Source organism: Bradyrhizobium sp. SZCCHNS3002, from assembly GCF_032377435.1.
In the GTDB taxonomy this organism is placed as follows: domain Bacteria; phylum Pseudomonadota; class Alphaproteobacteria; order Rhizobiales; family Xanthobacteraceae; genus Bradyrhizobium.
The window spans coordinates 1-13,703 of record NZ_JAUHHY010000002.1 but is presented as its reverse complement, the minus strand read 5'-3'; the positions used below and the strand labels follow the sequence as shown (position 1 = coordinate 13,703).

Here is a 13,703-nt window from a genome sequence, read left to right as displayed (position 1 = left end):
GCCGATTAGGAATGGCGGATCGCCCGGTATGTCCGGTCGATCATGCGGCAGGCTTCATGCGGGCGAATCCTCGGCGCGTGTTTGAGCGCGCCAGTCTCGGCCAAGACGATTACGAAAGGCTGACGTTACCGGCCTGCCGGCTGATGGAAAATCGGATGTCCGCGGCCTGGCCCGTCATGCGACTGCAATCGCGCCGGCCGAGAAACCGTTCAGCTTGCAATCGGAGATGTCGCGACAGGCGTGCAATCGGCCTTGTCAGAACCAGTCAACTTCGATTGAGCCACGAAAAACAACGGTACCAGAACGCCGCCACGTAATCCTATTGTAATCCGTCCGTAATGATAGGAACAGCCGATTGTCGGTGATGCGGGAGGATGGCGTGCGCGTTCTGGTCGTTGAGGATGATCCCCAGCTCGGGCTCTGGCTGCGGGATGCACTCGCGACGGCGTTCGGCTCGTCGGACATCGTCACGACGCTCGACGAGGCGCGGGCGGCGATCGCGGTGCGCAATTTCGAGCTCGTGGTGATCGACCGCGGTCTTCCGGACGGCGACGGGCTGGCGCTGCTGCCGGATCTGCGGCAGCAGAAGCCGAGCCCCGCGACCGTGGTGCTGACGGCGCTCGACGATCCCGCCGACATCGCACGTGCGCTCGACGAGGGCGCGGACGACTATGTCGCCAAGCCATTTGAGCCTATTGAACTGGTGGCACGGGCGCGGGCGGTGCTGCGCCGTCTATTTCTCGACCGCGGCGCGATGGTCTCGATCGCCAATCTGGGATTCGACATCGTCAACCGTGCGGTCTGCGTCGACGAGGCGCCGATCGTGGTGCCCAGGCGCGAACTTGCGATCCTCGAGGCGCTGGTTCGCCGCAGCGGGCGGGTCGTGCTGCGCGAGACGTTGGAGACCGCAGCCTACGGCTTCGAGGACGAGATCCAGTCGAACGCGATCGAGGCCCATGTGTCGCGGCTGCGCCGCCGCCTGCGCGAAGCCAATTGCAAGGCCACGATCAGGCCGGTGCGCGGCCTCGGCTATCTCCTCAGCGGCGAGTGACGCAGATGAGGTGGCAGAAGCTCAGCCGCATCCGGCGCTCGATCACGCTGCTCTCCGCGACGCTCATCGCGGTCGTCACCACCATCATGCTGATCTGCGCCGCCGCCTTGCTGATCCGCTTCGGCGGCGACGATGACGGCACCTGGGGTGCGGCCGACGTCGCCGACGCGCTGAAGGAGGCCGTGGCCCGCGATGCCGGCGGCCAGCTGCTCGTCAAGCAGACGCCCCGCCTCGACACGATCATGCAGGAATTCCCGACGTTCTGGTATGTCGTCTCCGACAAGAGCGGCGAGGTGAGCTATGGGCCGATTCCGAAATGGCGGCCGCACAAGGGGCCGTCCTCGCAGGACGGCACCAGCTTCCTGGCCTATGCGATCGACGGCGAGACGAGGCGCCTGAAACGGATGACGGCGGTCCGGAATACGCCGGTCGGCGAGGTCTGGATCGAGACCGGCGGCGTCGCCTACACGTCGACCCAACTGATGATGGGCACCCTGACCGATGCGACGATCGTTGCGCTCCCGATCATCCTGGTCCTGGTCGCGACGGTGCTGGCGGCGCTGCTGTTCGTGCCGACGCTGATCGCGCGTCCGGTGCGAGCGGTCGCGCGCGCGGCCGAGATGATCGACGGCGTGCCCGACGGCCGGAGGCTGCCCGAGCGCGACGCGCCCGCCGAACTGCTGCCGCTGGTCACCGCCTTCAATCGTGCCCTGACGCGCATCGACCACGCCGCCGAGGCGCAGCGCAACTTCCTGTCCAACGCGGCCCATGAGCTGCGCACGCCGCTGACCAACGCCCGCACCATGCTGGAGGCGGTGCCGGATGCCGGTCTGCGCGCGAAGCTCGTCGGCGAGAACCAGAAGCTGTCGTCGATCGTCACCATGCTGCTGCAACTGGCGCGGATCTCGATGGAGCCGGACGAGCCGGGCGAGATCGACCTGGTCGCGCTGGCGCGGCGCGTCACCGCCGAGCACGTGCCGATGGCGCTGCAGGCCGGGCTCGAAGTCGGCTTCGCCGGCTGCGATGCGCCGGTCCGGATCCGCGGCTCGGAGCCCGCGATCGCGGTCGCGCTCTCGAACCTGATCAGGAACGCGGTCGCGCATGCCGGCGCCGGCGGTCCCATCCTGGTCGAGGTCGACGCCGCCGCCCGCCTGCGCGTGATCGATTCGGGGCCCGGCCTGCAATCCGATCAGCCCGAACGCCTGCTGCAGCCGTTCGAGCGTGGCCACGCCCGCGGCGACGGCATGGGGCTCGGGCTCTCGATCGTGTCGCAGGTCATGGCGACGCATCAGGGCCGCGTCGCGCTGCGCGAGACGCCGGGCGGCGGCACCACGGTCGAGCTGAGCTTCGCGCGCGCCGCGCCTCAGCACGGCGGCGCTGCGAATGCGGCCCTGCCGGCCGTCCGGCGCACGGCCGAGCAGGCGGGATTGCTGCCGCCCTCCTGACGCCGGGACGTCGCTTCCGGCGGTTCGGTGCTCAGCGTGGCTCCCTGCTGCGCTGCCACTTCAGGAAGTCGCTGTAGAGTCTCGCGGCCTCGTCCGGCGACATCCGCGCCTGCGCCTTGCGCTCGTCGAGAAACTTGCGGAATTCGGCCGGGTTGGCATCCTGGCCCGGCGACTGCATCGCGCGGGCGCCGTCGAGCCATTCCTGCGCCGCCTTGAAGCGGATCATGCCCTGCACCGGCGCCGACAGCACGGTGTCGCGCCATTTCGGATGCCGCGGCGGCGACTGCAGCACCTGGATCTTGCCGAACAGCGCGTCGACGAACCGCGCGGTGCGGCGATAGCGTTCGCTGTTCTCCGGCCAGTTGTAGACCATGAGCACGGTGGAGGCCGCGACGGCGTCGACCTTCGTGCCCGGCGGCACCAGGTTGGGATATTCCTCCGACGAGAACGTCGTCGGCAGATAGATGTCCTGCAGCACGCGGTCATACGGGACCGGCAGCAGATGCAGCCGGCCGCCCTCGTTCTTGATGCCCTTGATGATCGGCGCGTCCTTCGACACCGAGGCGATCCAGGCGTCGCCCTGGCCGTCGATCAGCTTCTGCAGCCCGCCGGTCGGGTCGGTCTGCGAATCGATGTCGGCCTGGATGCCGAGCCGCCGGAAGATCGTGCGCGCCGCCGGGAGGCCGATCGAGCGCTCGGCGAATACGCGCTTGCCGTTGAGATCCGCGAGCGAGCGGATCTCGCGCCGCGCGATGATGTGAACGTCGTTGTGGAACAGCTTCGCGATGTAGCGCACGCGCTGGGCAATGTCTGGAATGTTGTATTCCGTCTTGACGAATTCCAGCGCGTCGGTGGCGACGAAGCCCATGTCGATGTTCTTCAGCATGACGATGTCGATGAGGTTCTGCGCCGAGCCCTTGCCGAGGATCGGCAGCACGCGCAGGCTCTCGCCATCATCCAGCACCGCTGCCATGTCGGAGCCCATCACCGACATCGGCCCGCCGATCGGCGCGGTGATCACGGTGACGGTGCCGGAGTTCAGCGCCTCGCGGTCCGGCAGCGTGCCCACCGGGGCGCCGGCCGGCGCGCGCTGCGGTGATTGCTGCGCCCGGGCGCTGCCGGTCGGCGCCACGAGGGATGACAGAACCGATGCAAATACGAATGCGCCAACAGCTACGCGCGCGACACGATTCACCGAACGCTTCCTCGATACATTCTAAATTAGAGGTGGACTTAGCAGTTCGATCCCGGCCGAAGTTTGGCCGCGAGGTGACGATCCGCGAAATGCTGCAAAGTCGCCCGGCCCGCTGCACGGCTGTGCTGAAAATGCGGTGCAGCAGCGTGATCGCGTGCGAGGACAGCTGTTGGCAGTGCCCTGTCCTCGATCACAGGCCGTGTTCGGTGGAGAACGACCGTCCTGCGTGCGTGTCGAAACGCCGCACGCTTGGTTGAATGATGGTCGTGTGCGCTCACGCGCTCGCCGCGTCGAGCCGCGCGACCTGGTCCGCGGTCAGCGCGAGCTGCGTCGCCGCCACGAGGGTGTCGACCTGCTCGGGCCTGGTCGCGCTGGCGATCGGCGCCGTCACCGACGGCTTGGCCAGCAGCCACGCCAGCGCGATCGAGGCCTGCTGCGCTCCGGTCTCCCTCGCGACCGAATCCAGCGCGGCGAGGATGCGCATGCCGCGCTCGTTCAAGTATTTCGGAATGCTGCGCTGGCCGCGCGGGCTCTTGCCGAAATCGGCCTCCGAGCGGTACTTGCCGGTGAGGAAGCCGGCGGCCAGCGAGAAGAAGGTGATGACGCCGACGCCGTTGTCCTCGCAGACGCGCTGCAGCGCGCCTTCGTAGGATGCGCGCTCGGCGAGGCTGTATTCCGGCTGCAGGCTCTCATAGCGCGGCAGGCTGTTCGCCTTGGAGATGTCGAGCGCGGCCTGCAGCCGTTCCGCCGAGAAGTTCGAGGCGCCGATGACCCGCACCTTGCCGGCCTTGATCAGTCTGTCATAGGCCGCCAGCGTCTCCTCCTGCGGCGTCGCCTCGTCGTCCTTGTGCGACTGATAGAGGTCGATCACGTCGGTCTGCAGCCGGCGCAAGCTATCCTCCACCGCGCGCGCGATGTAGTCGTCCTTCAGCCCGACCTTGCCGTCGCCCATGTCCATGCCGACCTTGGTGGCGAGGATGACGCGATCGCGGTTGCCGCGCAGCTTCATCCATTTGCCGATGATGATCTCGGACTCGCCGCCGGTGTGGCCGGGCACCCAGCGCGAATAGACGTCCGCCGTGTCGAGGAAGTTGAGCCCGGACTCCAGCACCTTGTCGAGCAGGCGGAACGAGGCTGCCTCGTCCACCGTCCAGCCGAACACGTTGCAGCCGAAGCAGAGGGGCGGAACGTTGAGGCCGGACCGGCCGAGCGGGCGCATCTTCATGGGGAGGCTCTCGATGATGATGTTGGATCGATCTGTGGCGGACGCCTGCCGCAGATTGCCGTCATTCGCCGCGCGTGACCAGCGCGGCAGGAGCATGGCGGGGCTTCCCGGCCGCATCCAAACCATGGCGCGGCTGCCGCGAAGAGGGTCCGGCCGCGTCAGACTTTTCACTCACTTGCCGATGATGGTCGCGGCTTGCGAACGCCTCGCAGCTGGGGACGCGGGGGCCATGATCGAGGAGTCCGTCTGATGAACACGCTGACCTATGACCAGCTCGGACTGAGCTCGGAAGGCCTCATGATGCAGGACCCGGCTGCGGCGGCGAAGACCACGACCACCAACATGGCCGCAGCCGCCTCGCCCGTCGTGCTGCCGCCCGGCGCGGTATCGGACCCGGTGGTGCATGCCGACGGCTCCGAGACGGTGGCGGTTCACACCGGCGGTCTGACCTTCAACCTCACCTTCGACGCCGCCGCCGCGGCTGCGCCCGAAAGCTTCCGCGCCGGCGTCGAGCAGGCCGCGGCGATCCTGTCCTCGGCGATCACCGACCAGGCCACCGTCAATCTTGCCATCGATTTCGCCGGCACCGGCGGCGGCGCCGGCGCCAATGTCAGCAACGGCGTGCTCGCCAACTACACGCAGCTCCGAGCCGATCTGCAGGATCACGCGGCGGCCGGCGACACGGTGTTCGACAATCTGCCGACGACCAGGGCGGTGCAGGGCCATTCCCAGGTGTTCGTCGCCAACGCGCAGGCCAAGGTGCTCGGGCTGATCGATCCAAACAACACGACGACGGAGGACGGCTTCGCCATCTTCAACACCGACATCCCGACTCAGTCGCTGGTCGGCGTCGCGCTGCACGAATTGTCGCATGCGCTCGGGCGCGTACCGTCGCCGGGCAATCTCGACATCTTCGACCTGTTCGATTTCACCAAGCCGGGACAGCATCTGATCAACAACAACATCGCCGCCGGCCCTCCCGCCTATTTCTCGCTCGACGGCGGCGTGACCAAGATCGCCGATTACGGCCAGATGTCCGACCCGGCCGACTTCCTCAACACCGGCATCCAGGGCGCGCGCGATCCCTTGAACGAGTTCTACAACCCCACCACGTCGCAGACGCTGTCGCCGATCGATCTCGTGGTGCTGGAGACGCTCGGCTACAACATCAAGACTCCCGACACGCAGGCGCTGCTGGCCCAGATCCCGCAGGCCGCAGGCGTCGCCGCGCCGGTGCAGACGCCGGCGCAGGCCGCCGCCATCGCCTCGGCGGTGGCGGCCGAGACCGCCGCCAGCCTGACCAAGCTCGGTGACGCCGCAGGCGCTGCGCAGGTTCTGGCGAACGCGCAGGCCGATGCGACCGCGGCCAATGAGAGTGGCAGCACCCATGCCGCCGGCACCATGCACGAGGCCGCGGTCCACGACCCCTATGCCGGCAACTCCCACTACGACTCCATGATGGCCCTGCATTTGCACAGCATCACCGCGAACTGAGAGGCGTGCGGGCGAGCGCCGTCCCCGGGCACGGGCGGCGCAGGCGATCGCTCCGAGACGTCAGGGCACGGACGCCGGCTTGGCCGGGCGCAGGGTGACAACGACGGGAATGGCGAACGCGTAGATGGCGACGACCGACAGCCAGATCGCCCCGGGCCATTGCTCCCTGACGGCGAAGTACAGGCTCGAGAAGCCGAGCGGCGCAACGATCGAGGCGAGGCTGACGGTGGCGGCGAGCACGCCCTGGAACTGGCCCTGTAAATTCTCGTCGACCTGCCGGGTGGCGAGCGACTGCAGGGCCGGCATGCCCATGCCGCCGAGCGCGAACAGCGGCATGGCGCCAAACACCATCCAGCTCTGCCTGGCGAACGCCATGGCCGTGAGAGCCGTGCAGACACAGGTCACCCCGGTCAGAATGGCGCCGCGCTCGGTCAGCAATCTCACCGCCGGACCGGGAAGGAACATCTGGGCCAGCATCTGGCACACGCCGAAGGCGCCGAGCGACAGGCCGATCCAAAGACCGCTCCAGTGGAAGGTGTCGCCACCCCACAGCGCCCAGCAGACGCCATAGGCCTCGCCGGTCGCGCTGAACAGGAAGAAGAGGAGAACCACCGGCAGCAGGCTCTTGACGGCGAGCACCCAGCGCAGTGGCCGCAGCGGGTTGAGGACCGCGATCTCGATCCTGCCAGGGTCCGGTGGTCGCGATTCCGGTAGCATCAGCAACGCCAGCAGCGCGTTGCATCCGTTCAACGCCGCCGCCGCGACGAACGGCAGCCGCAGCCAATGGTCGCCGAGCGCGCCGCCGAGCACGGGCCCGATGATGAATCCCATGCCGAACATCGCATTGAGGAGTCCGAAGCGGCGGGCTCGCTCCTCCTCGGCAGAGATGTCAGTGATGTAGGCCGTGGCCACCGAGACGTTCGCGCTGGTGACGCCGGCGATGGCGCGGCCGAGCAGGAGCATCCAGAGATCGGACGCAGCGGCCAGGAACAGGTAGTTGACGATGGCGCCGGCCAGCGAGACCAGCAGCAGCGGGCGCCGGCCGAGCCGATCGCTCAGCGAGCCCAGCACCGGCGCGCAGATGAACTGCATCGCGGCGTAGAGCGCCGTCATGACGCCGAGAAGGGACGCCACGTTGTCGGCGTGCGTCACGTCGTGCAGCAGCGACGGCAGGATCGGAAAGATCAGCCCGATGCCGGCGGCATCGAGCACGATGGTCAGATAGATGACGGCAACAGCCCTGGTCATGGCGCGCTCCGGTCCACGCGAGCCGATGGCGCAGATACGCGCGACCGCTCGCTGGAGCCTGACGATCGGTCAGGCGATTGATGTGTGGGAGACGCTGGGCCGGTCCATGCCAGAACGGCAGATGGACGGCTTGTACTCGGCCGCAGGCAACGGCCGCTTTTCGCGACAGGCGCCATCTACACGCGGCGATCGGGTAGCGCAAGCCGCTTTTTTCCGAACGCCGATCGGCGCGTTCGATGCATGGTCGAGCGCCGGTCAGTGAGCGCTCCGCCGCAGCAGGTACTAAGCGGTCGCTTGACGATGTATCATCAACTGATACATATCCGCCATGATCAGAAGCTTCCGGGGCAAATCACCGAAGCCGTGTTCAATGGCGAAAGCCCGAAAGGCTTTCCGTCCGATCTGGTCAAGGTGGCTCGTCGGAAGCTGCGCTACCTCAACGCCGCGGCCGATCTCGGCGACTTGAAATCGCCTCCCGGCAATCGCCTCGAGGCGCTCGTTGGAGATCGCCACGGACAGCATTCGATCCGCATCAACGATCAGTTCCGGGTGTGCTTCGTCTGGACGGCAGAAGGCCCCGCGGAGGTGGAAGTCGTGGACTATCACGAGAAGGGACGCTGCGATGACCAAGAAACTCAAGCCCATGCACCCCGGGGAGGTTCTGCGCGAGGAATTCCTTATTCCGCTCGAGATGTCCGCCGGTGCCCTCGCCAAAGTGTGCGGCCTGCCGCGGACACGGATCGAGCGCATTGCCAGCGAGCAGACCGGCATCACGGCCGACACCGCGCTCCGGCTCGCCAAGGCGCTCGACACGACGCCGGAGCTCTGGCTCAATCTGCAGACCGACTACGACGTCCAGATCGCGAAGCGCGATCTCGGCAAGATTCTCGATCGTATCGCGACGGTGAACAAGCCGCGGGCGGCTTGAGCGGACCGGTCGGGTGATGGCACGCAGACGTCGATGGGACTTGGGATGTCTCGTGGTCCATCCCGGCAATGCGCGTCTTCACGGCACGGCCGGCCGGTCATCGGGAGCCCCCGTCCTGCCATGCGGCTGCGCATCGCTGCGCGTGCCCGGCGGCAGGACGTCGCGTTGGATCAACGGGGTGAGCAGGTGCTCGGCGAGATAGAGGGACGCGAGGGGGCGCAGGTGCGCATTGTCGAAGCTCACGAGACCCTCGCGCCGGTTGCGATCGAGATAGATCAGGCAGCCTTCTCGATTGCAGAAGAAGTCATGAAGGCTCTGATACTCGAACGGTTCGTCGGCCCGGAGCTCGTTCCGAAACGCCTTGTCGATGCCGAGCGCATGCTGGTCCAGGTGCGTCGCGATACGTGCCGGCGTGAACTGCCAATAATGCTGCATGACCACCTTGAAGAGGAACGGCTCCCAATGCGGCGCCAGTCCGAGCACGATCACCCGTTTCACGCCGATCCGTTTGATGTCCCGGGATACTTCGCGCAGGTAATCCGTATCGAAGGAATTGTTGAATGAGATGACCACGACATCCGGAACGACCTTTTTGATCGTCGACAGCGCAAAGGAGTTGGACGTCTCGCAGTAATCGGTCGTCAACTTGGCCAGATCGATCGGGTGTGGACGGCACCCCGACGCATAGACCAGCAGCAGGGACGTATCGGCCGGCAGCGTCTTCCGTAAGCCGTAGAAGAGATGGGCCGAATGAGAGTCGCCCCAGAGCAGCACCGTTCTGCGGGAGTGGCTGGTGTAGCAGTCCGGGCTGATGCCGTCCCGCGGGACGCGCGTGGGAAGCGCGCTCTCGAAGTTGTAGAAGTTGCATTGGTTCTGGTTGATCTCCACCAGCTCTTCCCGGGCCGGCGACACGCCCGTGCGGAACGAATCGAAATAGGCTGCGTAGCTGTTCAGATCGCCCGGCTGAAAGGTCCAGCCGTAGGTCATGACCAGGGCGCCGATTCCAGCGAGCGTCGCCAGGGCACCGCCGAGCAGCGGGACCGAGCGCAAGGGCGATTGCCCGAACCGGATTGGACGTTCGAGAAATCGATAGGTGATCCAGGCCAGACCGGCGCTCAGCGCGACGACGCCGCAGCGCAGCGGCGCGGAGCCCGCCTCGCCCATCCAGGCCCGGGTCAGGACGAGCAGGGGCCAGTGCCAGAGATAGAGCGGGTAGCTGATCAGCCCGATTCCGACCAGGACAGGATGCGAAAGAATCCGGCGGGCGACCCAGCTAGACGGTCCGGCGCCGACGAGCATGCAGGTCGCTGCGACAGGCAGCAGTGCCGCCCACCCGGGAAATGGCGTATTTCTCGAAATCAGGATCAGGCTCGCCGCCAACAGAGCTATTCCCGACGCCGCGAGCCGATCGGAAACGACCGATCGATGTCCCGTGTCAGGGACGGCGCCGAGGAGCGGCCTGGTGTATGGCGACGATGCGATCGCCAGCAGACCGCCTGCAAACAGCTCCCATGCGCGCGTGAGCGGGGAGTAGAACGCCTCGGTCGGGCTCGTGCCCATGGCTCTGATGTTCAGCAGAAATGACCCGACGAGCAGCAGCCCCACGAGGTACGGCAAGGCGCGCTTCCTTGTCCGCCAGCACAGCCACAGCAGCAGCGGCCAGAGGATGTAATATTGCTCTTCGATGCCGAGCGACCACAGGTGAAGCAGCGGCTTCGTTTCCGCGGCCAGGTCGAAATAGTTGGCCTCCTTCCAGAACAGCAGGTTCGCGGCAAATCCGGCGCTCGCCGCGACCTGCTTGCCGAGCTCCTTGTATTCGTCGGTGTACAGAAGAATGCACCCGAGCAGGAGGACGGCCAAGAGAACCACGATGAGCGCAGGGAAGATGCGCTTGACACGGCGCGCGTAGAAGGTCCGCAGACGAAATGATCCGTTCGCCAGATCCGCAACGATGATCGAGGTGATCAGGAACCCGGATATGACGAAGAAGATGTCGACTCCGATGAAGCCGCTGCGAAGCACATGGGGAAAGGCGTGGAACACGACGACGGACATGACTGCGACAGCTCTCAGTCCGTCGATATCCGGCCTGTAGGCCGTGCCGACCACGGGAGCCGGTTTCGAGCCGGCCACTGGCGCGTGCATGTGCGCTCTCTCCCCAAAAGAACGTTCGGCTTGCAATGGTCTTGGCTGCCGTCAATTGCGCGAAAATTTCTATTTCACAATTATGACGGATGGCGCGGGCCAAACGCAATCACGAATGAGCGTCGTGAGGAGGTGATCGTGAGGTCGGTCGCGAACGTCGAAGCCGTCCGGGGTGAGCCGGCCCGAGCTCATGATGCCGCGTGGCTATTGTCTGTCTCCCGCAAAACGACGTATGTGAATCCGGTGGCACGATGATCGCTCGGGGCGATGCGATCGATGGCGCAGGGGGATGGACGATGGGGATCAAGGCAGCTCTGCCTGCGGCGGCGATCGCCGTTCTGATGGCCGGTGGATGTGCGATGTCGCCGGAGGGACTCGACTCGCGCGACGTCGCCGACAGCAGAAGCTTTTCCGAAAGCTACGAGGAAATCTATCGCCGCCTGATCGAGACCGGCAAAAGCTGTAATCCGCCCCTCCGGGTCTTTGGCAATCCGGCCAACCCGGGCGGGGGACAGATCGAAGCCGAAGGCGAGCTGCACCGCGACCGCGGCTTCGCGGAGTTTCGCCTGGTCGCAGGCAGCTATGGGGTCCGGATGAACTACTTCGCCTCGGCGCGCATCGAAAAGTCCGGCTCCGGATCGCGCGTGACCATCAAGGTCAGCAATCCGCTGGGAGCAGGCCCCCTGAGTAGCCGGATCTATCGATGGGCCAGTGGGGATTCGAGCTGTTAGCTCGAACGTCTTGCGCCCGATCGACGAGATCGGACGTTTGCGGCAGAAACTCGAAATGCGAGGCAGATCGCGCGACGGAGCGGCCGTACCTTGGCATACGCTGCGGGAAAGGTTTCTGCAGCGTCACCATGAGACCAGAATTGCGGCGTCTCGGAATCTGCAATCTCAAGGAGCGACTTGTCGTCGTCCCATAGATCTACTGAGGTGCAATTTTACCGATTTTGCAGGACGCATCCAGCGCTGCCGAAATCCGAAATGTCGCGGAATGCTTCGCTTGGGAGTTGCCTATCGGATAGTTTGATGCTGCAAGTAGATATCACCGAGAATCCTTATGTAGAAATAGATGCACCAAAGCTCCGCTGAGATATGGCGAAGGAATATTCCGAGGCGCTATCAGACGCCGACTCTGCTGGCCAATCGTGGTCTGGCTGCTGACTTTGTCGAACGAATACCGTTTGAGTCTCTTCGGTCACGTCTATTGCAGGCCTCTGGAGGTGGTACGCCACTCACTTGGCTGGTCAGCGGGGGGCCTGCGACCGGAAAGAGCTCTCTCTGCGCCGTGTTGGCCATGGCTCTGGCTGAGGCAGGGACGCCCTGTGTTGTAATCAATCGTCGTATCTTGGACGTTCATGGCGCGGCAAATGCGGACCACATAGGCCTATTACGCCGACTACGGCCTGCCGCAGTAGCGGAAAAGAAATGGAAATCTGACCTGAAACATGGGCGTATCATCGTCATTGTGGATGGATTGAATGAGATCAGGTTACGCTACGGTCGGGAAACCTTGTGGAAGGCCGTCGAGCAGATTGTAATAGGCAATCATCCTTGTCCAGTGATGGCGACCACTCGCGCCTTGGGCGATATGGACGATTGGGTCGCATTGCGCTCGATCGAGCTCATGGAGCTACGGCCCTTTGCAGATGAAGAGGTCGACGCGTTTCTCTCCGACGCAGGGCTCGACGTTGGGGCGGCTCGGTCCGCCATTGAGGATGCTGGACTGACCGAGCCTGCAACAAATCCACTGGTCCTGAGTCACATCGTCGATCTTCTGCTCTCGCCGGGAGATGTCGGAACCAAGCTGCCTCGGAGTCGAGCGGGCGTGCTGATGCGCACTTTTGAGCATGTCGCCGAAAAACGTGGGCTGATTGATCTGAAACGAGGTCAGGCGCCCGTTGAACTGGCGCCAGCCATCGCGGCGGCCGCCGCACTATGCGTGATCTTCGATCCTCAAAGTGCGGAAACGGGGCGCGACTTGAGGTTCAACCTTGCCGAGCTCCACAGCTTGCTGGCCCTGAGTTGGCCTGACGCAGTACAGCCGGATTGGACAAATTTGCTGACAGACATGCATCTCGCTCGGATGGTAACAGCAGCGGCGGGAAACGAAGCGGAATTCGCTCATCAAACCTTGATTGATCTGGCGGTCGCGCTCCTGTTTCGAGGCAGGGAGCTACCCGACTTTTTGATCCTCGATCGGCCCGATCTCGCGCAGACAATCGGGGATTGGGTGGGCTTGCATGCCGATCCGGAACTTGCAGTGAACCAAGCTATTGATTTTGCGCAGCGCCACTACCGGCCCGACTTGCTTGTCGATGTTGCCGCCGCGAATGATGGAATCTTGACCCCCGCGCAGCGTGAGATGCTATGGGCAGCAATTGGCGTGGGACTCGCCGGTTCGCGCCGTATGCGTGACCGAACTGCCGACCGCTTGGCGGAATTGTCCACGAGTCTTGCGCGTAGTGCCATTGGGTTCGGTCTATTTTCTACAATCTCGAAGGACGAAGATTTGACGGCGGAGACCCGCACATTGTTGCTGAGTCGTCGGCTCAATGCGCGAAGCTTCAAGCGGGCTCTGCAACTATCGACTTGGCGGCGGCGGCGTTCGCGCAAGGACAAAATGACTCATTCCAGTGGTCGGTTTGGAACGCTTGACCGGGATGCATTGGTCGACATTTTGCAGCGAGCGACGCTTCAGCAGAAGCGGGGAGCAGCGGCAAAAGCTCTTGGTGTCCTTGGGGATCGCAGTGCGGTGTCAGCACTTTGCGCCGCATTGCAGGATGAAGCGCCGAGTGTGCGCGGCTCGGCGGCCACTGCGCTGGGCGCCCTAGGAGATTCAAGTGCGGTGTCGGTACTTTGCACCGCATTGCAGGATGAAGCGCCGGGTGTACGCGGCTCGGCGGCCACTGCGCTGGGCGCCCTAGGAGATTCAAGTGCGGTGTCGGTACTTTGCACCGCATTGCAGGA

General features: G+C 64.9%; 11 protein-coding genes and 1 pseudogene. 8 read left to right on the top strand and 4 right to left on the bottom strand.

Translation table 11 applies throughout. The features are described 5' to 3' along the window. Positions 1-379 precede the first annotated feature (379 nt). Both QW845_RS04495 and QW845_RS04490 read left to right on the top strand, forming a co-directional pair. Positions 380-1,051, top strand: a complete 672-nt coding sequence (locus QW845_RS04495) for a response regulator transcription factor (protein WP_315800459.1) — start codon at positions 380-382, stop codon at positions 1,049-1,051. A gap of 5 nt (positions 1,052-1,056) precedes the next feature. Then, on the top strand, positions 1,057-2,496 hold the full coding sequence (locus tag QW845_RS04490) for a HAMP domain-containing sensor histidine kinase (RefSeq protein WP_315800458.1): 1,440 nt from the start codon (positions 1,057-1,059) through the stop codon (positions 2,494-2,496). Between the two features lie 31 nt (positions 2,497-2,527). Here the strand turns inward: QW845_RS04490 and QW845_RS04485 are convergent, their stop codons facing one another. Beyond that, on the bottom strand, positions 2,528-3,691 hold the full coding sequence (locus tag QW845_RS04485; RefSeq protein WP_315800457.1) for a hypothetical protein: 1,164 nt from the start codon (positions 3,689-3,691) through the stop codon (positions 2,528-2,530). A gap of 274 nt (positions 3,692-3,965) precedes the next feature. Continuing rightward, positions 3,966-4,916 (bottom strand): aldo/keto reductase, encoded by a 951-nt coding sequence (locus QW845_RS04480; RefSeq protein ID WP_315800895.1) that lies wholly within the window; start codon positions 4,914-4,916, stop codon positions 3,966-3,968. Positions 4,917-5,165: 249 nt separating this feature from the next. Here QW845_RS04480 and QW845_RS04475 point away from each other — a divergent pair, with 249 nt between their 5' ends. Beyond that, a complete protein-coding gene (locus QW845_RS04475; protein ID WP_315800456.1) occupies positions 5,166-6,410 on the top strand; it encodes an NF038122 family metalloprotease in 1,245 nt (414 codons plus the stop codon). A gap of 60 nt (positions 6,411-6,470) precedes the next feature. Here the strand turns inward: QW845_RS04475 and QW845_RS04470 are convergent, their stop codons facing one another. Further along, positions 6,471-7,658, bottom strand: a complete 1,188-nt coding sequence (locus tag QW845_RS04470) for a TCR/Tet family MFS transporter (RefSeq protein WP_315800455.1) — start codon at positions 7,656-7,658, stop codon at positions 6,471-6,473. Here QW845_RS04470 and QW845_RS04465 point away from each other — a divergent pair. The 3 genes and pseudogenes from QW845_RS04465 to QW845_RS04455 all read left to right on the top strand — a co-directional run bounded on the left by QW845_RS04465 (position 7,636) and on the right by QW845_RS04455 (position 8,586). Then, positions 7,636-7,920 (top strand): hypothetical protein, encoded by a 285-nt coding sequence (locus tag QW845_RS04465; RefSeq protein ID WP_315800454.1) that lies wholly within the window; start codon positions 7,636-7,638, stop codon positions 7,918-7,920. The two genes, QW845_RS04470 and QW845_RS04465, sit on opposite strands and share 23 nt — an antisense overlap. A gap of 66 nt (positions 7,921-7,986) precedes the next feature. Continuing rightward, positions 7,987-8,264, top strand: a pseudogene (locus QW845_RS04460) (type II toxin-antitoxin system RelE/ParE family toxin); the annotation flags it as partial. Between the two features lie 16 nt (positions 8,265-8,280). Continuing rightward, a complete protein-coding gene (locus tag QW845_RS04455; protein WP_315800453.1) occupies positions 8,281-8,586 on the top strand; it encodes a HigA family addiction module antitoxin in 306 nt (101 codons plus the stop codon). A 78-nt stretch (positions 8,587-8,664) separates the two neighbouring features. Here QW845_RS04455 and QW845_RS04450 read toward each other — a convergent pair whose 3' ends face one another. Next, the gene (locus tag QW845_RS04450; RefSeq protein ID WP_315800894.1) at positions 8,665-10,731 is read right to left on the bottom strand and encodes an acyltransferase family protein; all 2,067 of its coding nucleotides are present in this window, start codon (positions 10,729-10,731) and stop codon (positions 8,665-8,667) included. Positions 10,732-11,027: 296 nt separating this feature from the next. On the opposite strand from QW845_RS04450, the gene QW845_RS04445 reads away from it, so the two are divergent. Both QW845_RS04445 and QW845_RS04440 read left to right on the top strand, forming a co-directional pair. Beyond that, the gene (locus tag QW845_RS04445; RefSeq protein WP_315800452.1) at positions 11,028-11,462 is read left to right on the top strand and encodes a hypothetical protein; all 435 of its coding nucleotides are present in this window, start codon (positions 11,028-11,030) and stop codon (positions 11,460-11,462) included. 568 nt (positions 11,463-12,030) lie between these two features. After that, on the top strand, positions 12,031-13,703 hold a 1,673-nt coding region (locus QW845_RS04440), incomplete at its 3' end, for a HEAT repeat domain-containing protein (protein ID WP_315800451.1).